General features: G+C 73.3%; 30 protein-coding genes. 23 read left to right on the plus strand and 7 right to left on the minus strand.

Annotated features, from left to right (window positions below; translation table 11 throughout):
• Positions 1-10: 10 nt before the first annotated feature.
• On the plus strand, positions 11-832 hold the full coding sequence (locus AB0927_RS05350) for an ABC transporter permease (protein ID WP_366666189.1): 822 nt from the start codon (positions 11-13) through the stop codon (positions 830-832).
• Positions 833-866: 34 nt separating this feature from the next.
• Positions 867-1,526, plus strand: a complete 660-nt coding sequence (locus AB0927_RS05355) for an AAA family ATPase (RefSeq protein WP_366666190.1) — start codon at positions 867-869, stop codon at positions 1,524-1,526.
• A 27-nt stretch (positions 1,527-1,553) separates the two neighbouring features.
• Here AB0927_RS05355 and ybaK read toward each other — a convergent pair whose 3' ends face one another.
• The 4 genes from ybaK to AB0927_RS05375 form a co-directional block, all read right to left on the minus strand.
• Complete coding sequence (gene ybaK / locus AB0927_RS05360) at positions 1,554-2,057, minus strand: Cys-tRNA(Pro) deacylase (protein ID WP_366666191.1); 504 nt, start codon at positions 2,055-2,057, stop codon at positions 1,554-1,556.
• A 12-nt stretch (positions 2,058-2,069) separates the two neighbouring features.
• On the minus strand, positions 2,070-2,810 hold the full coding sequence (locus tag AB0927_RS05365; RefSeq protein ID WP_366666192.1) for an LON peptidase substrate-binding domain-containing protein: 741 nt from the start codon (positions 2,808-2,810) through the stop codon (positions 2,070-2,072).
• An 11-nt stretch (positions 2,811-2,821) separates the two neighbouring features.
• Positions 2,822-3,907, minus strand: a complete 1,086-nt coding sequence (locus AB0927_RS05370; RefSeq protein ID WP_366666193.1) for a hypothetical protein — start codon at positions 3,905-3,907, stop codon at positions 2,822-2,824.
• Between the two features lie 166 nt (positions 3,908-4,073).
• Positions 4,074-5,651: an oxidoreductase gene (locus AB0927_RS05375; protein WP_366666194.1), complete on the minus strand. Its 1,578-nt coding sequence runs from the start codon at positions 5,649-5,651 to the stop codon at positions 4,074-4,076.
• 216 nt (positions 5,652-5,867) lie between these two features.
• On the opposite strand from AB0927_RS05375, the gene hisD reads away from it, so the two are divergent.
• From hisD to AB0927_RS05425, 10 genes are all read left to right on the plus strand, one after another.
• Positions 5,868-7,193 (plus strand): histidinol dehydrogenase, encoded by a 1,326-nt coding sequence (hisD, locus tag AB0927_RS05380; protein WP_366666195.1) that lies wholly within the window; start codon positions 5,868-5,870, stop codon positions 7,191-7,193.
• The gene (locus AB0927_RS05385; RefSeq protein ID WP_366666196.1) at positions 7,190-8,302 is read left to right on the plus strand and encodes a histidinol-phosphate transaminase; all 1,113 of its coding nucleotides are present in this window, start codon (positions 7,190-7,192) and stop codon (positions 8,300-8,302) included. Before hisD ends, AB0927_RS05385 begins: the two co-directional genes overlap by 4 nt.
• On the plus strand, positions 8,299-8,892 hold the full coding sequence (gene hisB / locus AB0927_RS05390) for an imidazoleglycerol-phosphate dehydratase HisB (protein WP_366666197.1): 594 nt from the start codon (positions 8,299-8,301) through the stop codon (positions 8,890-8,892). Before AB0927_RS05385 ends, hisB begins: the two co-directional genes overlap by 4 nt.
• Positions 8,893-8,895: 3 nt before the next feature.
• Positions 8,896-9,060: a hypothetical protein gene (locus AB0927_RS05395; protein ID WP_366666198.1), complete on the plus strand. Its 165-nt coding sequence runs from the start codon at positions 8,896-8,898 to the stop codon at positions 9,058-9,060.
• Complete coding sequence (hisH, locus tag AB0927_RS05400) at positions 9,051-9,701, plus strand: imidazole glycerol phosphate synthase subunit HisH (protein ID WP_366666199.1); 651 nt, start codon at positions 9,051-9,053, stop codon at positions 9,699-9,701. Before AB0927_RS05395 ends, hisH begins: the two co-directional genes overlap by 10 nt.
• 3 nt (positions 9,702-9,704) lie before the next feature.
• Positions 9,705-10,427, plus strand: coding sequence for a bifunctional 1-(5-phosphoribosyl)-5-((5-phosphoribosylamino)methylideneamino)imidazole-4-carboxamide isomerase/phosphoribosylanthranilate isomerase PriA (gene priA, locus AB0927_RS05405; protein ID WP_366666200.1), 723 nt, complete (start codon positions 9,705-9,707; stop codon positions 10,425-10,427).
• Positions 10,428-10,443: 16 nt separating this feature from the next.
• Positions 10,444-10,839: a RidA family protein gene (locus AB0927_RS05410; RefSeq protein ID WP_366666201.1), complete on the plus strand. Its 396-nt coding sequence runs from the start codon at positions 10,444-10,446 to the stop codon at positions 10,837-10,839.
• 6 nt (positions 10,840-10,845) lie between these two features.
• Entirely contained in the window at positions 10,846-11,601 is a 756-nt protein-coding gene (gene hisF, locus AB0927_RS05415; protein WP_366666202.1) for an imidazole glycerol phosphate synthase subunit HisF, read from the plus strand.
• A 118-nt stretch (positions 11,602-11,719) separates the two neighbouring features.
• Complete coding sequence (locus AB0927_RS05420; RefSeq protein ID WP_366666203.1) at positions 11,720-12,310, plus strand: helix-turn-helix domain-containing protein; 591 nt, start codon at positions 11,720-11,722, stop codon at positions 12,308-12,310.
• Between the two features lie 52 nt (positions 12,311-12,362).
• Positions 12,363-13,601, plus strand: a complete 1,239-nt coding sequence (locus AB0927_RS05425; RefSeq protein WP_366666204.1) for an MFS transporter — start codon at positions 12,363-12,365, stop codon at positions 13,599-13,601.
• A 3-nt stretch (positions 13,602-13,604) separates the two neighbouring features.
• On the opposite strand, the gene AB0927_RS05430 is transcribed toward AB0927_RS05425, so the two are convergent.
• Positions 13,605-14,003, minus strand: a complete 399-nt coding sequence (locus AB0927_RS05430; protein ID WP_366666205.1) for a VOC family protein — start codon at positions 14,001-14,003, stop codon at positions 13,605-13,607.
• Between the two features lie 16 nt (positions 14,004-14,019).
• A complete protein-coding gene (locus tag AB0927_RS05435; protein WP_366666206.1) occupies positions 14,020-14,655 on the minus strand; it encodes a TIGR03085 family metal-binding protein in 636 nt (211 codons plus the stop codon).
• Between the two features lie 82 nt (positions 14,656-14,737).
• On the opposite strand from AB0927_RS05435, the gene hisI reads away from it, so the two are divergent.
• Positions 14,738-15,136 (plus strand): phosphoribosyl-AMP cyclohydrolase, encoded by a 399-nt coding sequence (gene hisI / locus AB0927_RS05440; protein ID WP_366666207.1) that lies wholly within the window; start codon positions 14,738-14,740, stop codon positions 15,134-15,136.
• An 11-nt stretch (positions 15,137-15,147) separates the two neighbouring features.
• Positions 15,148-16,620, plus strand: a complete 1,473-nt coding sequence (locus AB0927_RS05445; RefSeq protein ID WP_366666208.1) for an anthranilate synthase component I — start codon at positions 15,148-15,150, stop codon at positions 16,618-16,620.
• A 12-nt stretch (positions 16,621-16,632) separates the two neighbouring features.
• Here AB0927_RS05445 and AB0927_RS05450 read toward each other — a convergent pair whose 3' ends face one another.
• Positions 16,633-17,841: a S53 family peptidase gene (locus AB0927_RS05450; protein WP_366666209.1), complete on the minus strand. Its 1,209-nt coding sequence runs from the start codon at positions 17,839-17,841 to the stop codon at positions 16,633-16,635.
• Between the two features lie 259 nt (positions 17,842-18,100).
• Here AB0927_RS05450 and AB0927_RS05455 point away from each other — a divergent pair, with 259 nt between their 5' ends.
• From AB0927_RS05455 to lgt, 9 genes are all read left to right on the plus strand, one after another.
• Positions 18,101-18,736, plus strand: a complete 636-nt coding sequence (locus AB0927_RS05455) for a TIGR02234 family membrane protein (RefSeq protein ID WP_366666210.1) — start codon at positions 18,101-18,103, stop codon at positions 18,734-18,736.
• Positions 18,737-18,904: 168 nt separating this feature from the next.
• Complete coding sequence (locus AB0927_RS05460) at positions 18,905-19,168, plus strand: HGxxPAAW family protein (protein WP_366666211.1); 264 nt, start codon at positions 18,905-18,907, stop codon at positions 19,166-19,168.
• Positions 19,169-19,305: 137 nt separating this feature from the next.
• Positions 19,306-19,860: a DUF2752 domain-containing protein gene (locus tag AB0927_RS05465; RefSeq protein WP_366666212.1), complete on the plus strand. Its 555-nt coding sequence runs from the start codon at positions 19,306-19,308 to the stop codon at positions 19,858-19,860.
• A gap of 135 nt (positions 19,861-19,995) precedes the next feature.
• A complete protein-coding gene (gene trpC / locus AB0927_RS05470; protein WP_366666213.1) occupies positions 19,996-20,805 on the plus strand; it encodes an indole-3-glycerol phosphate synthase TrpC in 810 nt (269 codons plus the stop codon).
• 21 nt (positions 20,806-20,826) lie between these two features.
• Positions 20,827-21,024, plus strand: coding sequence for a hypothetical protein (locus AB0927_RS05475; RefSeq protein WP_366666214.1), 198 nt, complete (start codon positions 20,827-20,829; stop codon positions 21,022-21,024).
• A 76-nt stretch (positions 21,025-21,100) separates the two neighbouring features.
• The gene (trpB, locus tag AB0927_RS05480) at positions 21,101-22,384 is read left to right on the plus strand and encodes a tryptophan synthase subunit beta (protein WP_366666215.1); all 1,284 of its coding nucleotides are present in this window, start codon (positions 21,101-21,103) and stop codon (positions 22,382-22,384) included.
• Entirely contained in the window at positions 22,381-23,217 is an 837-nt protein-coding gene (gene trpA / locus AB0927_RS05485) for a tryptophan synthase subunit alpha (RefSeq protein WP_366666217.1), read from the plus strand. The genes trpB and trpA overlap by 4 nt, the downstream gene beginning before the upstream one ends.
• A 101-nt stretch (positions 23,218-23,318) precedes the next feature.
• Positions 23,319-24,095, plus strand: a complete 777-nt coding sequence (locus AB0927_RS05490; RefSeq protein WP_366666218.1) for a thioredoxin domain-containing protein — start codon at positions 23,319-23,321, stop codon at positions 24,093-24,095.
• A gap of 82 nt (positions 24,096-24,177) precedes the next feature.
• Entirely contained in the window at positions 24,178-25,158 is a 981-nt protein-coding gene (lgt, locus tag AB0927_RS05495; protein ID WP_366666219.1) for a prolipoprotein diacylglyceryl transferase, read from the plus strand.

Raw genomic sequence — 25,158 nt, forward strand, 5'->3', positions numbered from 1 at the left:
GCAGCTCGTCGTGAGTGTCGTACCCGCGCAGGTTCTGCCCGACGGGGCCCGGAGCGCGCCGGGGGCGGGGCCGGCCGCGGCCGAGCTCGCCCCCGCGGCGCGGCTGTGGCCGTCGCTGGCGGCCGTGTACCGGGCGCAGCTGTCCCGGGCCCGGGTGGCGCGGATCCCGCTGCTGTTCGTGGCGACCTTCCAGTCCATCGGCATCGCCGTGATGATGCGCGGTGTCGTCGACAACGGCTTCGAGGCGCGGTCCGTGGTGGCCGGCTCCTCCGTGCTGGTCGTCGCCTTCGTCGCGCTCAACCTGCTGGCCCAGTACTTCGGCCAGCTCCGGGCAGGCGGCGGGCTCGACCACTACGCCACGCTGCCGGTGCCGCCGGCCGCGGTGGTGCTGGGCGCGGCGGCGGCGTACGCCTCCTTCACCGTGCCCGGCACGCTGGTGACCGCCGTCTTCGGCTGTGTGCTGTTCGGGCTGCCGCTGTCCAACCTGTGGGTCCTGCTGGCCGTCGTCCCGCTCGCCGGGGCCGCGCTGTCCGGGCTCGGCGCGGCGCTGGGGCTGCTGGCGCCCCGCCCGGAACTGGCCACGCTGCTCGGGCAGCTGGGCATGTCGGCGGCGCTGCTGCTCGGGGTGCTGCCGGCCGACCGGATGCCGGAGATCGTCCGGCTGGCGCGGGACCTGCTGCCCTCCACCTACGGCGTGGAGGCGTACGCCCGCACGTTCGGGGCCCACCCGGACTGGGCCGTCGTCCTCGCTGACCTGGGGGTGTGCGCCGGGGTCGGGGTGGTCTCGCTGGCCGTGGCCGCGTGGGCCTACCGCAGGGCCGCCGTCCGGTGACGCGGCGCACAGGCCGACCTGGCACGATGGCAGGGTGACCGCACCGCTGAATCCGCCCCCGCCCCCGCACGAGCACTCCGCGCACCAGGTCTGGCAGTCGCCGCCCACCGGGGCGCCGAGGACGGGCGCCTACGAGGAGGACGGGCCCGGGATGAAGACCGAAGTGCGCGAGGGCGCCGTGATCACCGTGCTGGTGGCGCTGTGCGGGCTGCTGCTCGGGCTGCTGTGGTGGCGACTGACGCCGCATGTGCCGCTGGTCGGCGACCTGTCGAACGGCAGCTGGTTGATCTACCGCAAGGACGCCGAGGGGGAGCAGGCGATCGGGGTGCAGGGCACCTTCACCCTGCTGGGGCTCGCGTTCGGCGCGGTGAGCGGGCTCGCGGTGTTCCTGTGGCGCAGGCGGGGCGGCGTACCGCTCGTCGTCGGCCTGGCGCTCGGCGGACTGCTCGGCTCCCTGCTGGCCTGGTGGCTCGGCGTCCGGCTGGGCCCCGAGCACGACGTGATCGCGCACGCGAAGGCGGTCGGCGAGGGGGTCACCTTCCCGGCCCCGCTGCGCCTCGACGCGAAGGCCGCGCTGCTGTCCTGGCCGTTCGCCGCGGTGCTGGTGCACCTCGGGCTGACGGCACTGTTCGGCCCCCGCGACCCGGAACCGCCGCAGTACCCGACCCAGACGCCCCTCGACCCCGCCCGGTAGCCGCGGGCACGGCCCTCGCCGCCCGCGTCAGCCCCGGCCGACGGGCGCCGTGACCGCGCCCGTCAGCTTCGCCAGGTCCTCGGGTGCCAGCTCCACCTCAAGGCCCCGGCGGCCCGCCGACACGCAGATCGTCACGTGGCCCAGGGCCGAGTCGTCCAGGACGGTGGGGAGCTTCTTGCGCTGCCCGAGCGGGGAGATGCCGCCGCGGACGTAGCCGGTGGTGCGCTCGGCCAGGGTCGGGTCGGCCATGGCGGCGCGCTTGCCGCCCACCGCCGCGGCCAGGGCCTTGAGGTCGAGGGTGCCCGCGACCGGGACGACGCCGACGACGAGGGCGCCGTCCACGTCGGCCACCAGGGTCTTGAAGACGCGGTCGGGGGAGACGCCCATCGCCTCCGCGGCCTCCTCGCCGTACGAGGGGTGGGAGGGGTCGTGCTCGTAGGCGTGGACCGTGAACTCCACGCCCGCCGCGCTCAGCGCGACCGTCGCCGGGGTGCCCCCGGACTGCTGCTGCTTCTTCGACTTCTTCGCCATGGGCTCGTGGACTCAGTTCAGACTGGTCGGCGTCCGCGTCAGCTCGAACGCGGGCAGCGACGGCAGGTTACGGATGATGGCGGTCTCGCCGCGCAGGAGTCTCAGTTCGTCCCGCAGCCGGGACGCGGTGTCGGGCGCCTGGAGCAGCCGCTGCTTGGTCGGCGTGTCGTGCACCATCGCGGCCGCCACCAGGTACGACACCACGCTCGGGTCGTCCGGCAGCTCCGCGCTCGTCGCGAGCGACCGCTCCCGTGCCCCCGCCAGCCGCTTCTGGTACTGCCGGAAGGCCCGCAGCACGCCCTCCGCGAGCGCTCCCGCCTCGTCGCCCGGCTCCTCCGCCAGCTCCTCCAGCTCGGCCGTCAGGAAGGGCCCCGACGCGTCCACGGACAGCAGCCGCACCCGGGTCGTGCCGGTCGCGAGCACCTCGAAGGTGCCGCCGGTGCGCTCCCGGATGGTCGCCGCGTCCGCGATACAGCCCATCTGGTGGAAGGAGGCGAGCGGGTCCGGACCGAAGCCCGCGGCCGGGCCCCGCTCCGGCCGCGCCGTGGGGTCGGGCATGCCGGGGGCGCTCGGCGCCACCTCGTGCCCGTCGCGGATGGCCACGACGGCGAACCGCCGCGGCTCCTCCTCGGAGGTCTTCAGCAGCTCGCGCATCATGGCGCGATAACGCTCCTCGAAGACGTTCAGCGGCAGCACGAGTCCCGGGAAGAGGACCGTGTTCAGCGGGAAGAGCGGCAGACGGACGGTGGTCACGGCGCCCCAGCCTAATGGTCGGCGGCGCGGCCGTGACCGCGGTGCCCGGGGAGAAGGTCTCCGGGCACCGGCGGCAGCCCGGCCGGAACGGGCGCCTCGCCCCCCGCCAGCAGATGCTCGCGCAGGCGCAGGAAGTGGCCGAGCGGGTCGTCCGAGAGCCGGTCCCAGGGGCAGGAGGTCACCCACGGGCCGATCAGCCGCAGCTGGGCGCGGGCGTCCTCCCGGCGGTCCAGCCGCAGCAGCACGTAGAGCAGCTTGTTGCGCACCCCGGCCGGCCACGGGTCGCCCGCCGCGAACCGCGCCGACAGGGCGATGGCGCGGTCGGCCGCCGAGTCCAGGCGGGCCCGGGGCACCCCCGGCCCGCCGCCCCCGGTCAGATAGCCGAAGGCCGCCCGTGCGGGCAGCACCTGCACCAGCGAGTCCGCCGGGGCGTCCTGCGCGGCCAGCTCGGCGAAGTCGAAGCACTCGCGGTGGGCGGTGTCCGGCGCGTGCGGGGTGTCCCCCCAGCGGACGCAGCAGAACGCGGCCAGATAGCGCAGGGCGGCCACATGGCAGCCGTAGTGGTGCGGGGCGCGGCGCACCGCCGCCTCCCACAGCTCCTCGAAGTACCGGTGCCCGGCCCGCGAGCCGCGCGCGTGGTCCAGCGCGATCCGCCAGGGCACCGGGTCCCGGTCGTCGGCCCGCGCGGCGGCGGTGATCAGCGGGCTGACCTCGCGCAGCAGTTCGGCGCGGGCCGGTGAGGACCACACCCGGTCCACCGCCAGCTGGGCCGCGACCAGCAGGGCGCCGGGGTCGTCCGGCTCGGCCGCCCGCCAGTCCTCGAACCACTCGGTGCGCAGCCGGGCGAACGCCGCCAGCCGCCGGGCGTACCGGTCGTGGTTCTCCCACTCGGCCGCGGTCCGGGTGCCGGCCAGCAGCTCGGCCGCGGCCCGGTACTCGCCCCGCCCGGCGGCGACCAGCGCGGGGGAGAGCCGGTCGTCGGGCGCGTCGAGCACGGCCTCGTCCGCGGAGGGGATCCCTCCGGCCGGGCGCGCGGAGCGTCGGGGCAGCCAGGAGCGGCGGATGAACGAGGGCAGCGGAACCATGGTGCGGACCATTGAAAGTCCGCAGGTCGGGACTGCGCCAGAGGGACGGGGGAAGTCGTGGAAGGTTGTACGGCCGACGGTCAAGGACCAGTAAAGGGCGACTGTTCGACTTTTGTACGACGGGAGGGGTCAAGGAGGGTCTTTACCGACATACGGCCATTACCGGCAGGCCCGCACCTCAGCCGCGCCGCAGCAGCCGGGTCGCCCCCGCCGCCACCGTCGTCGCCAGGACCCAGCCGAGCAGGATCATCGCGGCCGTCAGCCACTGCCAGGGGCCGCGCAGCCGCCACTCGCCGACCTGCCCGAGGTCGATGACCGGCAGCAGCAGGTCCAGGGTGAACAGGGCCGGGCTCCAGTACGGATGGTCGTCGCGGTTCATCGGCGGATGGGCGGCGTGGGAGAAGGCCAGGGTGCCGGCCGCCCAGAGCACCGCCATCCAGACCGCGGCACGACCGGGCCGGTAGCCGTACGCGACCGTCAGGTCCTGGACGTAGCCCCAGAGCTTGCCCGCCAGCGGCAGCGTCTCGCGGCGCCTGCGCTGCTTGGCCAGCAGCACCTCCCGCGCGTCCTCGTCCTCCCCGGCCTCCCGCAGCACCGAGGCCAGCCGCTCGTACGGCTCCGGGGCGTACTCGGCGGTGGCCGCGGCTATCCAGTCCAGGCGCCGGGTCAGCGGGAAGGGGCCCTGCGGCACCAGGTTCTCGTAGGCGAAGCCGCCCATGTGCAGCCGCCCGGCGCCAGGCCAGGCGCCCGCGCGGTCCACCAGGTTCATGATCTGCGCCCCCGACAGCACCACCTTGCCGCGCTGCGGACCGTCCCCGAGGAAGCGCAGCTCGGGCGCGTGCACCCGGCGCAGCGACAGCTCCTGGTCGTCCGTGAGGGTGAACCGGGCCCGCTCCAGGTCCACGGCGTCCCCGAACCGGCCGTCGTCCAGACGCAGCCCGCCCTGGCACTCGAACCGCTGGATCCGGGTCCCGCGGGCCGGCGTGGTCCCGCTGAGCAGCGGGTTCCCCACCCCGGCCGGGGTCAGGTAGAGGGTGCGCTCCACGCTGAGCTGGGGCGCGTTCAGCGCCAGCCGGGCGTACGGGTTGGACAGCCGCGCGCCGCGCAGGCTCAGCGAGACCCCGACCTGGGCGCCGCGCAGCCGCAGCTCGCCGTGCGACTCCAGCAGCTCCGCCTGGAGGTCCTGGCCGACCGACAGGCCGTCCGCCGAGATCGACCGCCCGCCGCGGTCCCGGTACACGACCGCCTGGTTGAGCAGCAGATCGGTGCCGATGTGCGCGTCGGTCAGCCGGACCCCGTTCCGGAACCGGCAGCGCGGCAGGTGCAGATCGCCCTCGGTGTGCACCCGGGCCGCCTCCAGGCGCGGCACCGAGCAGTTCACCAGGCGCAGCGTGCTGAACCGCGCCTCCGGCACCAGCACCTGGTCGTCGAAGCGGCAGTCGCGCAGCTCCACGTACGGCCGCACGCTCCCGCCCGCCAGGTCCAGGGTGCCCGTGACCCGCACCCCGGCGAGCTTCAGCGCGGCCACCCGCCCGGCCAGCGCCGGCGGCCCGTCCAGGAGCAGCCAGCACAGGACGCGCGCCCGCACGGACCGCTCGGGCCCCCAGGGATGGCCGCCATGCGGATCGTCCACCACGGAGTCACCGCTGCTCAGGTCGTACACACTGCCGTTGCGGAAGGCCTGCCACATGCCCGCCTCGGCCGCGGTCAGGTCGTCCGGCAGGTCCCCGGCGTCGAAGCCGGTCCCCTCGGTCACCGCAGTTCCTTCTTTCTCCGCCGTCCGGGTGGTTCGTCCTGCCGTTGATGCCCGCTGAGTGACGCCCGGAACACCCGGAGTGAAGCGGATCTTCCGAGTTCCGGCCAGCGTCTGTACCAGGCATTGCTCCATGTGGGGGGCGGCCCCGTCCGCGACCCGTATCAGCCACTGATACGTGCGGACGACTACGGACGGCGGTCTGAGAGAATTGAGCCTGTGATCTCCCGAATCGATCTGCGCGGCGACGCCCTCCCCGAGGGCCCCGCCCTGCGTGACCTGCTGCCCCGAGCCGACTTCGACGTTCAGACCGCCCTGGAGAAGGTGCGGCCGATCTGCGAGGACGTGCATCATCGTGGCGACGCGGCGCTGATCGACTTCGCCGAGAAGTTCGACGGGGTACGGCTGGAATCCGTCCGTGTCCCGGCCCAGGCGCTCGACGACGCGCTGGCCGGCCTCGACCCGGCCGTGCGCGCCGCCCTGGAGGAGTCCATCCGGCGCGCCCGCCTCGTCCACCGCGAGCAGCGCCGCACCACCCACACCACCCAGGTCGTCCCCGGCGGCTCGGTGACCGAGAAGTGGGTTCCGGTCGAGCGCGTCGGGCTGTACGCGCCGGGCGGCCGCTCCGTCTACCCCTCCTCCGTGATCATGAACGTGGTCCCGGCCCAGGAGGCCGGCGTCGAGTCCATCGCGCTCGCCTCCCCGGCGCAGGCCGAGTTCGGCGGGCTGCCGCACCCGACGATCCTGGCCGCGTGCGCGCTGCTCGGCGTGGACGAGGTGTACGCGGCGGGCGGCGCCACCGCCGTCGCGATGTTCGCCTACGGCACCGAGTCCTGCCCGCCCGCCCCCATGGTCACCGGCCCCGGCAACATCTGGGTGGCCGCCGCCAAGCGCTACTTCACCGGCCGGATCGGCATCGACGCCGAGGCCGGCCCCACCGAGATCGCGGTCCTCGCCGACGACACCGCCGACCCGGTGCACGTGGCCGCCGACCTGATCAGCCAGGCCGAGCACGACCCGCTCGCGGCCGCCGTCCTCGTCACCGACTCCCCGGACCTCGCGGACGCGGTGGCCAAGGAGCTGGAGCCGCAGGTCGCGGCCACCAAGCACGTCGACGACCGGATCCGCCCGGCCCTCGCGGGCAGGCAGTCCGCGATCGTCCTGGTGGACGGCATCGAGGAGGGCCTGAAGGTGGTCGACGCGTACGGCGCCGAGCACCTGGAGATCCAGACCGCCGACGCCGCCGCCGTGGCCGGCCGGGTGCGCAACGCGGGCGCGATCTTCGTCGGCCCCTGGGCCCCCGTCTCCCTCGGCGACTACGCGGCCGGGTCCAACCACGTCCTGCCCACCGGCGGCTGCGCCTGCCACTCCTCGGGCCTGTCCGTGCAGTCCTTCCTGCGCGGCATCCACATCGTCGACTACACCAGGGACGCGCTGGCCGAGGTCGCGCACCACGTGGTGACGCTGGCGGAGGCGGAGGACCTCCCGGCGCACGGCGCGGCGATCAAGGCGAGGTTCGGCTGGAAGGTACCGGAGAGCGAGTGAACGACGTGCGGATCGACGACCTTCCCATCCGGGACGAGCTGCGCGGCAAGTCCCCTTACGGGGCGCCCCAGCTGGACGTCCCGGTACGGCTGAACACGAACGAGAACCCGTACCCGCTGCCCGAGCCGCTCGTCGAGCGGATCGCCGAGCGGGTCCGGGCGGCCGCCCGCGACCTGAACCGCTACCCCGACCGGGACGCGGTCCAACTGCGCACGGAGCTGGCCAAGTACCTCGGCAGGACCGGCAGGTTCCCGCTCGCCCCGGAGAACGTGTGGGCGGCCAACGGCTCCAACGAGGTCATCCAGCAGCTGCTGCAGACCTTCGGCGGGCCGGGCCGCAGCGCGATCGGCTTCGAGCCGTCGTACTCGATGCACGCGCTCATCGCCCGCGGCACCGGCACCGGCTGGATCTCCGGGCCGCGCACCGAGGACTTCGGCATCGACCTCGCCGCCGCCGAGAAGGCCATCGCCGAGCACCGCCCGGACGTCGTCTTCATCACCACCCCCAACAACCCCACCGGCAACGCGGTACCGCCCGAGACGGTCGTCGCCCTCTACGAGGCGGCGCAGGCGGCCAAGCCGTCGATGGTGGTCGTGGACGAGGCGTACGTCGAGTTCAGCCACGGCGCCTCGCTGCTGCCGCTGCTCGAAGGCCGCCCGCACCTGGTGATCTCGCGCACCATGTCCAAGGCGTTCGGCGCGGCGGGCCTGCGCCTCGGCTACCTCGCGGCCGACCCGGCCGTGGTGGACGCCGTCCAACTGGTCCGGCTGCCCTACCACCTGTCGGCCATCACCCAGGCGACCGCGCTGGCCGCCCTGGAGCACACCGACACCCTGCTCGGCTATGTCGAGCAGCTGAAGTCCGAGCGGGACCGGCTGGTCGCCGAGCTGCGCGCGATCGGCTACGACGTCGTCGAGTCCGACGCCAACTTCGTGCAGTTCGGCCGGTTCGCCGACGCCCACGAGGCCTGGCGGAAGATCCTCGACCGGGGCGTCCTGGTCCGGGACAACGGCGTGCCGGGCTGGCTGCGGGTCTCGGCCGGCACCCCCGAGGAGAACGACGCGTTCCTCGACGCGGTACGTGAACTGAAGAAGGAGCTTGAGGCATGAGCCGCGTAGGGCGCGTCGAGCGCACCACCAAGGAGACCTCGGTCCTGGTCGAGATAGACCTCGACGGCACCGGGCGGACCGACATCGCCACCGGCGTCGGCTTCTACGACCACATGCTCGACCAGCTCGGCCGGCACGGTCTGTTCGACCTGACCGTGAAGACCGACGGCGATCTGCACATCGACTCCCACCACACCATCGAGGACACCGCTCTCGCGCTCGGCGCCGCCTTCCGGCAGGCCCTCGGCGACAAGGTGGGCATCTACCGCTTCGGCAACTGCACGGTCCCGCTGGACGAGTCCCTCGCCCAGGTCACCGTCGACCTCTCCGGCCGCCCCTACCTCGTGCACACCGAGCCCGAGCGCATGGCGCCGATGATCGGCGAGTACGACACCACGATGACCCGGCACATCCTGGAGTCCTTCGTGGCCCAGGCGCAGGTCGCGCTGCACGTTCACGTACCGTACGGACGTAACGCCCACCACATCGTGGAGTGCCAGTTCAAGGCGCTGGCCAGGGCGCTGCGCTACGCCTCCGAGCGCGACCCGCGCGCGGCCGGCATCCTCCCGTCGACGAAGGGCGCGCTGTAACCCATGACCGGTCTGTCGACCCTCCTGATCGTCGTCGGCCTCTTCCTGGTCGGCGGCATCATCTCCTTCGCCAAGCAGAAGATGCCCGCGAGCCTGATCGTGCTGCTCTCCCTGGCGGCCGGTCTGTGCCTGGTCGCGGGCGTCATGCGGCTGGAGGTGTGGAATTGAGCGCGGCCCCGAAGAAGGTCGTCGTCTTCGACTACGGTTTCGGCAACGTCCGCTCGGCCGAGCGCGCCCTCGCGCGGGTCGGCGCCGACGTGGAGATCACGCGCGACTTCGAGGCGGCGATGAACGCCGACGGGCTGCTGGTGCCGGGCGTCGGCGCCTTCGCCGCCTGCATGCGGGGCCTGCTCGCCGCCCGCGGTGACTGGATCGTGGACCGCCGGCTGTCCGGCGGGCGCCCGGTGATGGGCATCTGCGTCGGCATGCAGATCCTGTTCTCGCGCGGCATCGAGCACGGCGTGGAGGCCGAGGGCCTGGAGGAATGGCCCGGCACCGTCGGGCCCCTGGAGGCCGACGTGGTGCCCCACATGGGCTGGAACACCGTCGAGGCCCCCGCCGACTCCGAACTGTTCGCGGGCCTGGACGCCGGCGCCCGCTACTACTTCGTGCACTCCTACGCCGTCCACGACTGGACCCAGGAGACCCACAACCCGGTGATCGCCGCGCCCAAGGTCACCTGGGCCACGCACGGCAGGCCCTTCGTCGCCGCGGTGGAGAACGGCGCCCTGTGGGCCACCCAGTTCCACCCCGAGAAGTCCGGCGACGCCGGCGCCCAGCTCCTCACCAACTGGATCGGAACCCTGTAGACCATGGCCAAGCTCGAACTCCTCCCCGCCGTCGACGTCCGCGACGGCCAGGCCGTACGCCTCGTCCACGGCGAGTCCGGGACCGAGACCTCCTACGGCTCCCCGCTGGAGGCCGCCCTCGCCTGGCAGCGGTCCGGCGCCGAGTGGCTGCACCTGGTCGACCTGGACGCGGCCTTCGGCACCGGCGACAACCGGGCGCTGATCGCCGAGGTCGCCCAGGCCATGGACATCAAGGTGGAGCTGTCCGGCGGCATCCGCGACGACGACACCCTCGCCGCCGCCCTCGCCACCGGCTGCACCCGCGTCAACCTCGGCACCGCCGCCCTGGAGAGCCCCGAGTGGGTCGCCAAGGTGATCGCCGAGCACGGCGACAAGATCGCCGTCGGCCTGGACGTGCGCGGCACCACCCTGCGCGGCCGCGGCTGGACCCGCGACGGCGGCGACCTCTACGAGACGCTGGACCGCCTGAACAAGGAGGGCTGCGCCCGCTACGTCGTCACCGACATCGCCAAGGACGGCACCCTCCAGGGCCCCAACCTGGAGCTGCTGCGCAACGTGTGCGCGGCCACCGACCGGCCGGTCGTGGCCTCCGGCGGCGTGTCGTCCCTGGACGACCTGCGCGCCATCGCCGAACTGGTACCCCTCGGTGTCGAGGGCTCCATCGTCGGGAAGGCCCTGTACGCGAAGGCGTTCACCCTGGAAGAGGCCCTGGAGGCCACGTCGTGAGAACGGACACGGTGTCATGACATCCGAAGGCGTTCGGCGCGTGCAGAGCGGAAGTCCCTGGGAAGAGAACTTCGGCTTCGCGCGCGCCGTCGCGGCGGGGGACCGGGTGTCGGTGGGCGGCACCACGTCCTTCAAGGGCACGGTCCTGTACGGCGAGGGCGATCCGTACGAGCAGACCAAGGTCGCCTTCGGCAACGCCCTCGAAGCGCTGAAGGAGTTCGGACTCGGCGTCGAGTCCGTGATCCGCACCCGTATGTACCTGAGCCATGTGCGCGACGTCGACGAGGCGGGCCGGGCCCACAAGGAGCTGTTCGACTCCGTGCGCCCGGTGACGACCCTGCTGGTCGTCGAGGGCTTCGTGGACCCGCGCATCCTGGTCGAAGTAGAGCTTGAAGCATTCAGAGGAGCCTGAGCGGTCATGACCCTGGCGGTCCGAGTCATCCCCTGCCTGGACGTGGACAACGGCCGGGTCGTCAAGGGCGTCAACTTCCAGAACCTGCGCGACGCGGGCGACCCCGTCGAGATGGCCAAGGTGTACGACGCCGAGGGCGCCGACGAGCTGACGTTCCTGGACATCACCGCCTCCTCGGGCAACCGGGAGACGACGTACGACGTGGTGCGCCGCACCGCCGAGCAGGTGTTCATCCCGCTGACCGTCGGCGGCGGCGTGCGCACCGCCGAGGACGTGGACAAGCTGCTGCGGGCGGGCGCCGACAAGGTGGGCGTGAACACCGCGGCCATCGCCCGCCCCGAGCTGATCCGCGAGATCGCCGAGCGCTTCGGCCGCCAGGTGCTGGTCCTGTCGGTCGACGCCCGGCGCACCGAGTCGGGCTCCTTCGAGGTGACCACGCACGGCGGCCGCCGGGGCACCGGCATCGACGCCGTCGAGTGGGCGCACCGCGCCGCGGAGCTGGGCGCGGGCGAGATCCTGCTGAACTCGATGGACGCGGACGGCACCAAGGACGGCTACGACCTGGAGATGATCGCCGCCGTCCGCAAGCACGTCTCCGTGCCGGTGATCGCCTCCGGCGGCGCGGGCGCGCTGTCCCACTTCCCGCCGGCCGTCGCCGCGGGCGCGGACGCGGTGCTGGCCGCCTCCGTCTTCCACTTCGGGGACCTGCGGATCGGCGAGGTGAAGGAGACCCTGCGGGGGGCGGGGCACCCCGTCCGCTGACGCACGCGTTCCCGGGCCCCGGCGACCGATGTCGCCGGGGCCTTTTTCCAGCCAGATACAAAAGGAAAGTTGCGCAAAACATATTGCGCAACGTTTCTTTCGTATCTAGGCTCGGGGCATGCCGAAGAAGGAGAGAGACCGCCGGATCACGGACGTGGGCACCCTCAAGGCCCTTGCCCACCCGCTCCGCATGCGGCTCTACCGCGCCCTGACCCTCGCCGGGACGGCGACCGCGTCCCAGCTCGCCGAGCAGGTCGACGAGGCCGTGTCGCTGGCCAGTTACCACCTGCGCAAGCTGGCCGAGCACGGGCTGATCGAGGAGGCGGCGCCGCAGAGCGAGGACGGCCGCGAACGCTGGTGGCGGCCGGCCTCCGACGGTGTGCGCATCAGCGACGAGGACTTCCGCGACGCCCCGGAGAAGGCCGCCGCGCACACCGCCGCGAGCCGGCTCTTCCACACCCAGCGGGCCGACATGTACGGCCGCTACCTGGACGAGCGCGCCCACTGGGGCGAGGAGTGGAACGCGGCCGCGGAGTCCTCCGAGGCCGCGCTGCGGCTCACCGCCGCCGAACTCGCCGAACTGACACGGGAGATGCTCGCCCTGGTGCGGCGCTACGACGAACGCGGCCGGGCCGCGGAGGCCGCCGGGGACGTCGAGGGCCGCGAGAACGTCGCGGTGCACACCTACGCGTTCCCCTTCCGCGCCTGAGCACCGCCTTCGCGACCCGGCCCTTTCGCCCCGGCCTCACAAGGAGCCCGCCTTGAGCTCGACCCTCGTCACCCCGGCCGCCGTCCAGGCCCACCGGGACCCCAATGTGCGGCGCTGGCTGACCGCCTACACCTGCTCCATGCTCGGCGACAGCGTGTACTACCTGGCGCTGTCCTGGGCGGCCGTACGGGCCGGGACCGCGGCGCAGGCCGGCCTGGTGATGTCGGCGAGCGCGCTGCCCCGGGCCGTGCTGATGCTCGGCGGGGGAGTCGTCGCCGACCGGCTCGGTCCCCGGCGGGTCGTGATCGGCAGCGACGCCCTGCGGTGCGCCGCCGTCCTCGCGGTGGCCGCCCTGCTCTGCCTCACCAGCCCCGGACTGTGGCCGCTCGCCCTGCTGGCGCTGGTCTTCGGCACCGTCGACGCCGTGTTCGTGCCGGCCGTGGGCGCCCTCCCCGCCCGCGTCACCGGAAAGGACCAACTGGCCCGCGTCCAGGGCATGCGCGGACTGGCCATCCGCTTCGCGAGCGTCGTCGGCGCCCCGCTCGGCGGCCTCGGCGTGGCCGTCGGCGGCGCCTCGGCGGCCTTCGCCCTCGCCGGGCTGCTGATCGCCGTGTCCGTGCCGCTGCTCCTGTCCGTACGGATACGCGAGCTGCCCGGCGACCGGACCGAGGGCCCCCGCGCCACCGCCTGGGCCGACCTCACCGCCGGACTGCGCCACATCCGCCGGCACCGCGTCCTCGCCCCGCTGATGCTCGCCATCGCCCTCGGCGACCTGGGCTTCGTCGGCCCGCTGAACGTCGGCCTGACCCTGCTCGCCGACCACCGCGGCTGGGGAGCCTCCGGCATGGGCTGGGTGCTCGCCGGGTTCGGCGTGGGCGCCGGCGCCGCCTCGCTGGTGCTCACCCTCCGCGGGCGCCTGCCGCGCGCCGGACTGGTCGCCGGCGTCACCATCGTCATCGGGTCCCTGGCCATCGGCGCCCTCGCCTACGCGCCCACCCTCTGGGCGGCCGTCGGCACCGCCCTGCTCGTCGGCCTGCTGACCGGGCTCAGCGGCGCCCTGTGCGGCGCGCTCCTCCAGACCCAGGCCGGCCCCGCCTACCTCGGCCGGGTCACCGCCGTCTCCAGCCTGATCAGCCTCGGGTTCACCCCGCTGAGCATGCCGCTGGCCGCCGCCGCGATCGGCGTCTTCGGGCTCGGTCCGGTCTACCTGGTCAGCGCCTCCGTCTGCGCCCTCGGCGGAGTCGTCGCCCTCGCCGTACCGGCCCTGCGCCGCGCCGAACTGCCGCGCTGAGCGTCACACCTTCGACTGAACAAGCTGCACCAGATTGCCGCACGTGTCGTCGAACACCGCGGCCAGCACCGGCCCCTGCTGCCGGGGCCGGTGGGAGAAACGGATGCCCAGGCCGCTGAGCCGCCGGTGTTCGGCGGCGAGGTCGTCCACGGAGAAGACGATGCAGGGGATGCCCGCCTCGTACAGCGCCCGGCGGTAGGACTCGGCGACGGGACCCTGGCCCGGTTCCAGCAGGAGCTGGAGGTCCGGCTGGGCGCCCTCGGGCGCGCCGACCGTCACGAAGAGCGTCCCGTCGCCGAGGTCCAGGTGGGTGCGGGTCTCGAAGCCGAGGATCCCCGTGTAGAACGCGTGCGCCTGCGCCACGTCGTCCACGTACACCCCCGTCATCGCGACCTTGATCACGGGCCGGCCTCCCTGGTCAGAACCCCAGTTGCTTGGAGGAGTGCAGCTTCTCGACCGCCTCCGCGTCGCCCTCCAGCCCCACCCGCGCCGCCCGGTCCCGGCCGAACGCGAACAGCAGCAGCTCCGACGGCTCGCCGGTCGCCGTGACCACCGGGGCGCCCTTGTGCGCCACCACGGTCTGCCCGTCGGGCCGGCGCAGCACCAGCCCCGTCGGCACCCCGCGCCCCAGGAGCCGCGCCGTGCGCTCCAGGCGCGACCACAGCGTGTCCTGGAACACCGGGTCCAGCTCGCGCGGGCTCCAGTCCGGCTGCGCCCGGCGCACGTCCTCGGTGTGGACGTAGAACTCCACCGTGTTCGCCGCCTCGTCCACCTGCTTGACCTGGAACGGCGAGAACCGCGGCGGACCGTTGCGGATCAGCTGGATCAGCTCCTCGTACGGCTTCGCGGTGTACTCCGCCATCACCTTCTCCAGGCGCGAGGCGAGCTGCTTGATCAGCGCGCCCCCGGCCGCGTCCGGGCGGCGCTCGCGCACGATCACGTGCGCGGCCAGGTCCCGGGTCCGCCAGCCCTCGCACAGGGTCGGCGCGTCCGGGCCCACGGTTTCCAAGAGGTCGGCGAACAGGAGCCGTTCACGCTTGGCGAAGGTCGACATGGGGTCAGCCTACGACCAGCCACCGGTCCGCGCAGTGGACGCCCGCCCGGTGCCACCGGTGACGCGCGGCACAATGGCACCCATGACCAGTACGCCCGGCACCCCCCGGCCCAGCAGCCTCGACCCGGAGATCGCCGCCCGCCTCAAGCGCGGCGCCGACGGCCTCCTGCCCGCCATCGCCCAGCAGTACGACACCGGAGAGGTGCTGATGCTCGGCTGGATGGACGACGAGGCACTGCACCGGACCCTGACCACCGGCCGCTGCACCTACTGGTCGCGCAGCCGCCAGGAGTACTGGGTCAAGGGCGACACCTCCGGCCACGTCCAGTGGGTGAAGTCGGTCGCGCTGGACTGCGACGCCGACACCCTCCTGGTCCGGGTCGACCAGGAGGGCGCCGCCTGCCACACCGGCGCGCGCACCTGCTTCGACGAGGACGTGCTCCTCGATGACGCGCCCGCCGCGTCCGGCGCGGACCGGTGAGGGCCGCCGCCATGGATCTGGAGACCTTCCGCAAGCTCGCCGCCGACCGGCGTGTCATCCCGGTCACCCGCAAGCTCCTCGCCGACGGGGACACCCCCGTGGCCCTCTACCGCAAGCTGGCCGGCGAACGCCCCGGGACCTTCCTGCTGGAGTCCGCGGAGAACGGCCGCTCGTGGTCGCGCTACTCCTTCGTGGGCGTGCGCAGCGCCGCCACCCTCACCGCCCGCGACGGCGAGGCCCACTGGCTCGGCACCCCGCCGGTCGGCGTCCCCGTCGACGGCGACCCCCTCAAGGCACTGCGCGCCACCCTCCAGACCCTGCACACCCCGCGTGCGGACGGTCTGCCGCCCTTCACCGGCGGCATGGTCGGCTACCTCGGCTACGACATCGTGCGCCGCCTGGAGAAGATCGGCCCCGGCGAGCGCGACGACCTGCGGCTGCCCGAGCTGACCATGCTCCTGACCAGCGATCTCGCCGTGATGGACCACTGGGAGGGCTCGGTCCTGCTGATCGCCAACGCGATCAACCACAACGACCTGGACACCGGCGTGGACGAGGCGTACCACGACGCGGTGGCCCGTCTCGACGCGATGGAGGCCGACCTCAGCCGCGCGGTGGCCCAGCCGCCCGCCGTGCTGCCGCCCTCCGAGCTGCCCGAGTACACCGCGCTGTGGGGCGGCCCCGACTTCCGGCGTGCCGTGGAGGACGTCAAGGAGCGCATCCGCGCGGGCGAGGCCTTCCAGGTCGTGCCCTCCCAGCGCTTCGAGACGCCGTGCACGGCGAGCGCCCTGGACGTCTACCGGGTGCTGCGGGCCACCAACCCGTCGCCGTACATGTACCTGTTCCGCTTCGACGGCTTCGACGTGGTCGGCTCGTCCCCCGAGGCCCTGGTCAAGGTCGAGGACGGCCGGGCCATGGTCCACCCCATCGCCGGCACCCGGCACCGCGGCGCCACCCCGCAGGAGGACCAGGCGCTCGCCGAGGAACTGCTCGCCGATCCCAAGGAGCGCGCCGAGCACCTGATGCTGGTCGACCTCGGGCGCAACGACCTCGGGCGGGTCTGCGAGCCCGGCTCGGTCGAGGTGGTCGACTTCATGTCCGTCGAGCGGTACTCGCACGTGATGCACATCGTCTCGACCGTCACCGGCCGGGTGGCGGGCGGCCGCACCGCGTTCGACGTGCTCACCGCGTGCTTCCCCGCGGGCACCCTCTCCGGCGCCCCCAAGCCCCGCGCGATGCAGATCATCGACGAACTGGAGCCGTCCCGGCGCGGTCTGTACGGCGGCTGCGTCGGCTATCTGGACTTCGCCGGCGACTCCGACACCGCGATCGCCATCCGCACCGCCCTGCTGCGCGACGGCACGGCATACGTACAGGCCGGAGCCGGCATCGTCGCCGACTCCGACCCGGTGGCGGAGGACCAGGAGTGCCGCAACAAGGCGGCGGCGGTCCTCCGCGCCGTACACACAGCCAACCGGCTGTGACGAGCGGAGTGTTCAGCCGGTGAACGCGGCGGTGCCGTTCGGGACGCCGAGCCCGGTCGGGCCGTCGTACCCGGCGGTGCCGGTGCACAGGTACGAACCGCTGCAGCTGCCGTTGGAGCCGCTGGTCACGTCGTACAGGGCCGAGGTGTGCGCGTACGGGAAGGACGCCGGGGTGGAACCCGCGGACGGGGCGCCGCCCAGCGCGTAGGTCGCCGCGATCAGCGGGGAGGAGGCGCTGGTGCCGCCGAAGACCATCCAGCCGGTGGCCGAGCGGTAGCTGTCGTACACCGCGACACCGGTGTTCGGGTCGGCGACCGCGGAGACGTCGGCGACCGTGCGCTTGGCGCAGCCGGTGTCCTTCTGCCAGCTCGGCTTGGCGCTGTACGTGGAGCAGCCGGAGCCCGCGCCGTTCCACACGCTGTCGGTCCAGCCGCGGGAGTCGGAGGCCGAGCTGAGCGACGTGCCGCCCACCGCGGTCACGTACGGGGAGGCCGCCGGGTACTCGGTGCCGTAGCCGTTGTCACCGGAGGAGACGGTGATGGCGACACCCGGGTGGTTGAAGTACGCGGAGTCGTACGTCGAGTCGCTGGAGGACTCGGAGCCGCCGTAGCTGTTGGAGACGAACTTCGCGCCCAGCTTCACCGCGGTGTTCACGGCCGTGCCGAGGTTGGTCATGCTGGCCGAACTGGCCTCCACCAGCAGGATCTTGCAGTTGGGGCAGGCGGCGCTGACCATGTCGAGGTCGAGGGAGATCTCCTCGGCCCAGCCGGCGTCGCCCCGCGGGTACTTGGTGCCGCCGCTCTGGTCGACCTTCTGGAAGCAGCCGTTGGCCGTGGTGCAGGCGGACAGGCCGTACTGGGCACGGTAGACGGCGAGGTCGGCCTCGGCGTTCGGGTCGTCGTAGGCGTCGACGATCGCCACGGTCTGGCCGGAACCACCCGTCGCGGACGGCAGGTTGTAGGCCGCCTGGAGCGAGGCGGGGCCGTAGCCGGACGGCGCGGCGGCCGCGGTCAGGTCGCTCTCGGCGTGCGCCGACTTCGGGGTGCCCCCGGTGACCTGGAGGGCGTTGCACGCCACCTGGCCCTTCGCCGGGGCGGCGCAGGCGTGGGCGACGGTGACGCCGTGGGAGGTGGCCTGGGCCGCCTGGCCGACCGGGGCGGCCAGGGCGAGGGCGGCCGTGGCGAGGGTGGCCACGGTGGTGAGGGAAACGGTTCTGCGCAACGTACGTCCTTCGCGAGACGGAAGAGGCGGGAAGGTCTGTGGGGGGTGCGCGATACGGCCTGTCCGCACGGGGTGCGTCCGGGTCGCGCAGAACGTACGGATGTCAGGGGCACGTCAACAAGGCCGATAGGGGGGCCGGGGTGTTCCTTTGCCGCACCTGTAATGTTCATGCCGATTTCCTGGATGAGTCATGACCGGAAGACGTCCCGATCATGGGTTGACGGACCCGGCTGACGGTTCCACGGCGGTTCAGGCGATAGTGGAGTACGTGACTGCTGTTCCTCACCCCCGTTCCGAAGCCGCCGCGCCCGCCCGGTCCGGCCGCCGGAGCCTCGCCGTGGCCCTCCTGTCCGGCGCGCTCGGCGCGGCCGTGGCGCTGCTCGCCAGCCGCCAGCGCTGGGCGGAGGGCACCGCGTCGGTGGCCGGCGGCGCGTTCCCGCTCACCGCGAAGGGCAGCGACGTCACGGGCGTGCCCGCGGCCCTCGCGATAGTGGGCCTCGCCGCGCTCGTCGCCGTCTTCGCCGTCCGCCGGGCCGGCCGCTTCCTCGTCGCCGCGCTGCTCGCGCTGTCCGGCGCGGGCATCATGGCCGCCGCCCTGGTCTCCGCCTCCGACAGCACCGCGCTGGACGAGAAGGCCGCACAGGCCAGCGGCGACACCACCGCCACGGTCGCGGCCCTGAGCCACACCGGCTGGCCCTACGCGGCCGCCGCCGGCGGCCTGCTGATCCTGCTCGCCGGACTGCTCGCCCTGCGCTTCGGCGGCGGCTGGCCCGCCATGTCAGGGCGCTACGAACGCGGCACCGAACGCCCGCGCAAGGCGCGGCCGGCCGATCCGGAGCGGCCCGAGGAGATCTGGAAGGCCCTGGACCGGGGCGAGGATCCGACCGGCACCTGACCCCGCGCGGATGTGGCGAACCAGACGCCACCCCCGCGTCCGGCGCGCGGGCGCGTACGGGACAATGGACGACGAGCGTCCGGCTCGGACAGTGACGGGCGGGCTCGGAGCCGTACGACACGTACGTCGCTCTTCTGGGACACGTACACAGCAACGAGGAGCACAGACATGGCGGGCAGCAGCCACGGCCACGGTCACACCCCGGCCGCCTGGACCGGCGTCATCATTTCCTTCATCGGCTTCCTGGTCGCGGGCGCCCTCATGGTGATGGGCAGCGTCATCGGCTTCTGGGTCGGCATGGTGCTCATCGTGGGCGGCGCGGTCGTCGGCGGCATCATGAAGGCCATGGGCCTCGGCCAGAACGCGAAGCCCCTCGCGGTGACCGGCGGCGCCCCCGTCGGCGCGCGCGAGTCGGTCGCGGTGGAGGGCTGAGCGGCCCGACACGGCACCGCTTCCCGGGGGGCGGCCCCGCGTCCATGACGGACCGGGCCGCCCCTTCGCGTGCGACGGGCTCCGGGCCCGGCTCGTTTCCCGTGCGCGCCGCCGCCGGGTCGGCGAGAATGCCTGACGTGACCGCCGCCGACCGACCGGCCCCGCCCGCCGCGCCCCTCGCCGTACCGCCCGCCGCCCGGACCGCCCCGTGGCCGGACGCCCCGGCCGCGCCCCGGCCCGCCACCCACGGCGCCCCGGCGCACCCCTGGCCGGGTGCCCCCGCCGCCCCGCCCGTCTCCCGGTGGCAGCGCCTCGCCACCCCCGCCGGGGTGCTCGCGGCCGTCGCCGGAGCCTTCGCCTACGTCGGGGCCGTCGACCCGAACCACCCCGGCCACTACCCCGTCTGCCCCCTCTACCGGATCAGCGGCCTGTACTGCCCCGGCTGCGGCGGGCTGCGCAGCGCGCACGCGTTCGTGCACGGGGACCTGGTGGCGGCGCTGCACGACAACGCGCCGGCCGTGGCGGCCTACTTCGCCTTCGCCGTGCTGTGGGTGGTCTGGGCCGTACGGGCCTGGCGCGGCCGGCCCGCGCGGCTCGCCCTCGGCCCGGCGCAGATGTGGGCCATCGGCGCGCTGCTGCTGGTGTTCAGCGTGGTCCGCAATCTGCCGTTCGGCGGCTGGCTGCACCCCTGACCTGCGACGCCGGTGTCCACGGAGTGGAACCGGCGTCCACCGGATGTGAGGCCTTGGCCCTGCTCCGGATACCATCGAGTGACCACGGGTTTTCACGACCTGAAGGAACCAACCGTGTGAAAGGGGGCCGCTCGCGTGAGTGTGCTCGACGAGATCATCGACGGAGTCCGTGCCGACCTCGCGGAGCGGCAGGCACGCGTCAGCCTCGACGAGCTCAAGGAGCGCGCGGCCAAGGCGCCCGCCGCCAAGGACGGGGTGGCCGCGCTCAAGGGCGACGGCGTCAAGGTGATCTGCGAGGTCAAGCGCTCCAGCCCCTCCAAGGGCGCGCTGGCCGCGATCGCCGACCCGGCCGGGCTCGCCGCGGACTACGAGGCGGGCGGCGCGTCCGTCATCTCCGTCCTCACCGAACAGCGCCGCTTCGGCGGCTCCCTCGCCGACCTGGAGGCCGTCCGCGCCCGCGTGGACATCCCGGTGCTGCGCAAGGACTTCATCGTCACCTCGTACCAGCTGTGGGAGGCCCGCGCGTACGGCGCCGACCTCGCCCTGCTGATCGTGGCCGCCCTGGAGCAGTCGGCCCTGGAGTCCCTGATCGAGCGCGCCGTCTCCATCGGTCTCACCCCGCTGGTCGAGGTGCACGACGAGGACGAGGCCGAGCGCGCCGTGGCCGCGGGCGCCCGGGTCATCGGCGTCAACGCGCGCAACCTCAAGACCCTGGCGGTCGACCGCGGCACCTTCGAGCGGATCGCCCCCGAGATCCCGGAGGGCATCGTCAAGGTCGCCGAGTCCGGCGTGCGCGGCCCGCACGACCTGATCGCCTACGCCAACGCCGGCGCCGACGCCGTGCTGGTCGGCGAGTCGCTGGTCACCGGCCGCGACCCCAAGACCGCCGTCTCCGACCTGGTCGCCGCGGGGGAGCACCCCGCACTGCGGCACGGCCGGGACTGATCTCCCGCTAGGCTGACCCCGATGATCACCGTGACGACCGTGGACCGCTACGCCCGCCTGGCGCGCGGCTGCCGCCCGAGGGGCTGCCGCGCCCCCGCCCGGCGCGTCCACGGCCGCAGGGTGCGCTACGTCATCGGTGACGAACCGGGACAGGTGAACGGCATGCGATGGCACGAGCCGACCTCCAGGGGCGCGGGGAACCGCACGAGCGACCGCTGACGGACCGCGACCGGCAGACAGCTCCCCGCCCCCACGGCTCAGTGTTCTTCCACCACACTCACCGTGAGGTTCTGGCATGCCCAGCAACTACTTCTTCCCCGACCCGGAGGGTCAGGTCCCCAGTTCCGAGGGCTACTTCGGGGCGTTCGGCGGCAAGTTCATCCCGGAGGCCCTCGTCGCCGCCGTGGACGAGGTCGCCGTCGAGTACGACAAGGCCAAGCAGGACCCCGAGTTCGCCCGCGAACTGGACGACCTGATGGTCAACTACACCGGCCGCCCGTCGGCGCTCACCGAGGTGCCGCGGTTCGCCGGGCACGCCGGTGGCGCGCGCGTGTTCCTCAAGCGCGAGGACCTGAACCACACCGGTTCCCACAAGATCAACAACGTGCTCGGCCAGGCGCTGCTCACCAAGCGCATGGGCAAGACCCGGGTCATCGCCGAGACCGGCGCGGGCCAGCACGGCGTCGCCACCGCCACCGCCTGCGCGCTGTTCGGCCTCGACTGCACCATCTACATGGGCGAGATCGACACCGAGCGGCAGGCCCTGAACGTGGCCCGGATGCGCATGCTCGGCGCCGAGGTGGTCGCCGTGAAGTCCGGCAGCCGTACCCTCAAGGACGCCATCAACGAGGCGTTCCGCGACTGGGTCGCCAACGTCGACCGCACCCACTACCTGTTCGGCACCGTCGCCGGCCCGCACCCCTTTCCGGCCATGGTCCGCGACTTCCACCGGGTCATCGGCGTCGAGGCCCGCCGCCAGATCCTGGAGCGCGCGGGGCGCCTCCCCGACGCGGCCATCGCCTGCGTCGGCGGCGGCTCCAACGCCATCGGTCTCTTCCACGCCTTCGTCCCCGACGCCGGCGTCCGCCTCATCGGCTGCGAACCGGCGGGCCACGGCCTCGACACCGGCGAGCACGCGGCGACCCTGACCGCGGGCGAGCCGGGCATCCTGCACGGTTCCCGCTCCTACGTCCTCCAGGACGAGGAGGGCCAGATCACCGAGCCGTACTCGATCTCCGCCGGTCTGGACTACCCCGGCATCGGCCCCGAGCACGCCTACCTGAAGGACTCCGGGCGCGGCGAGTACCGCGCGGTCACCGACGACGCCGCCATGCAGGCCCTGCGCCTGTTGTCGCGCACCGAGGGCATCATCCCGGCCATCGAGAGCGCCCACGCCCTCGCGGGCGCCCTGGACGTCGGCAGGGAGCTGGGCCCGGACGGGCTGATCGTCGTCAACCTCTCCGGCCGTGGCGACAAGGACATGGACACCGCGGCCCGCTACTTCGGGCTGTACGACGCCGACGCCGAGGTGGCCGCGGACGCCACCGCCACCGCCGAGATCGAGGGGGACGCCAAGTGAGCGGGGCTGCGTTGAACGGCGGGAAGCGCCACCTGTTGACCGACACCCTCGCCGCCGCCAAGGCCGAGGGCCGGGCCGCGCTCATCGCCTACCTCCCGGCCGGGTTCCCCACCGTGGACGGCGGCATCGAGGCGATCAAGAACGTGTTCGACGGCGGCGCCGACGTGGTCGAGGTGGGCCTGCCGCACAGCGACCCGGTCCTGGACGGCCCGGTCATCCAGACCGCCGACGACATCGCCCTGCGCGGCGGCGTCAGGATCGCGGACGTGATGCGCACGGTCGGGGAGGCCCACGCGGCCACCGGCAAGCCCGTGCTCGTGATGACGTACTGGAACCCCATCGACCGCTACGGCGTGGAGCGCTTCACCGCCGAGCTGGCCGAGGCGGGCGGCGCGGGCTGCATCCTGCCCGACCTGCCGGTGCAGGAGTCGGCGCTGTGGCGGGAGCACGCCGAAAAGCACGGCCTCGCCACGGTCTTCGTGGTGGCGCCGAGCAGCAAGGACGCGCGGCTCGCCGAGATCACCGCGGCGGGCAGCGGCTTCGTCTACGCCGCCTCGCTCATGGGCGTCACCGGCACCCGCGAGTCCGTCGGCACGCAGGCCCAGGACCTGGTGGAGCGCACCCGCGCCACCGGCACCGGGCTGCCCGTCTGCGTCGGCCTCGGCGTCTCCAACGCGGCCCAGGCCGCCGAGGTCGCCTCCTTCGCCGACGGCGTGATCGTGGGCTCGGCCTTCGTCAAGCGGATGCTGGACGCCCCGGACCACGCCTCCGGCATGGCGGCGGTGCGCGAGCTGGCCGGGGACCTGGCGAAGGGCGTCCGCGGCCAGGTCTGACCTGGGCCACGGATCGGCCGTACCGGGTCATTCCGGTCACTCAAACGGGTGGACCTCGGGCCGGGGAGGCGCGCTGCGCCTCCCCGGTTCGTTCTGGGGGTGTGAGCGAGAAGAACCGTGACGGAAAGCGGACCGCCCGGGAGCGACTGGCGGTCGAGCGTGAGAAGCAGAAGTCCGCGGAGAAGCGGCGGCGCACGCTGATCGTGGGCGCCAGCGTCGTCTGCGTCCTGGCCCTGGCGGCGGTGATCGGCGTGATCGCCGCGAAGGCCGGCAAGAACAAGACGAGCAGCAAAGCGGGCCCGGTCGTGGCGCCCTCCGGCGCGCAGGGCAAGGACGGCCTCGCGATCCCGGTCGGCAAGGACGGCGCGAAGTCCACGCTCACGATCTGGGAGGACTTCCGCTGCCCCGCCTGCCAGGCCTTCGAGGCGGCGTACCGGCCCACGCTCCATGAACTGACCGACGCGGGCAAGCTCCGGATCGACTACCACCTGGTCCGGCTGATCGACGGCAATCTCGGCGGTACCGGCTCGCTGCGCGCGGCCAACGCGGCGGCGTGCGCCCAGGACGCGGGGAAGTTCCGCGACTACCACGACGTGCTGTACGCGAACCAGCCCAAGGAGACCGACGACGCCTTCGCGAGCAACGACAAGCTGATCACCCTGGCGGGCAAGGTCGGCGGTTTGGACACACCGGCCTTCCGGAAGTGTGTGAACGGGGGGACGCACGACGGCTGGGTGGACCGGTCCCACAAGGCCTTCCACAGCGGCGGCTTCACCGGCACGCCCACGGTGCTGCTCGGCGGCAAGAACATCTACCAGGACCAGACGATGTCCCCGGCCAAGCTGAGGCAGATGGTGGAGTCGGCCAACCGCGGGTAAGCGAATCTCACGCCCCTGTTATGGACCCGTAGCCAGCACGCTTGGTGTCGTCGGGGCCTGGCACGGTAGCGTCGGACCTGCCATGGAACTTGCCTACATTCCCAGCCCGTCCCGCGGGGTGCTGTACCTCGGCCCCATCCCGCTGCGCGGCTACGCCTTCTGCATCATCATCGGCGTCTTCATCGCCGTCTGGCTCGGCAACCGGCGCTGGATCGCCCGTGGCGGGCAGGCCGGCACCGTCGCCGACATCGCGGTGTGGGCCGTGCCGTTCGGTCTGGTCGGCGGCCGGCTCTACCACGTGATCACGGACTACGAGCTGTACTTCAGCCCCGGCCGTGACTGGGTGGACGCGTTCAAGGTGTGGCAGGGCGGCCTCGGCATCTGGGGCGCGATCGCGCTGGGCGCGCTGGGCGCGTGGATCGGGGCACGGCGGCGGGGCGTCCCGATGCCCGCCTACGCCGACGCGGTCGCGCCCGGCATCGTCCTCGCGCAGGCCATGGGGCGCTGGGGCAACTGGTTCAACCAGGAGCTGTACGGCAGGGAGACCCACCTCCCCTGGGCGCTGCACATCACCTCCTCCGAGGGCGGCCGGGTGCCGGGCTACTACCACCCGACCTTCCTCTACGAGTCCCTGTGGTGCATCGGCGTCGCCCTGCTGGTGATGTGGGCCGACCGCCGCTTCACCCTGGGCCATGGACGTGCGTTCGCCCTCTACGTCGCCGCGTACTGCGTCGGCCGCGGCTGGATCGAGTACATGCGGGTGGACGACGCCCACCACATCCTCGGCCTGCGGCTGAACGACTGGACGGCGCTGATCGTCTTCCTCCTGGCGGTCACCTACATGATCGTCTCGGCCCGCCTGCGCCCCGGCCGCGAGGAGATCGTCGAGCCCCTCGCCGCCGCGGCCCCGGCGGCCTCCGCCGAGGGCGCGACGACGGACGCCGAGCCCGACAAGTCCGTCCCGGAGCAGGCGGACGAGCCCGCGGACGACCCGGCGGACGTCTCGGCGGACGTGCCGACGCCGGCCGCCGAGGAGACCGGGTCGGCCTCGAAGAAGAGCTGA

The organism is Streptomyces sp. NPDC048106 (assembly GCF_040706415.1).
Lineage (GTDB): Bacteria > Actinomycetota > Actinomycetes > Streptomycetales > Streptomycetaceae > Streptomyces.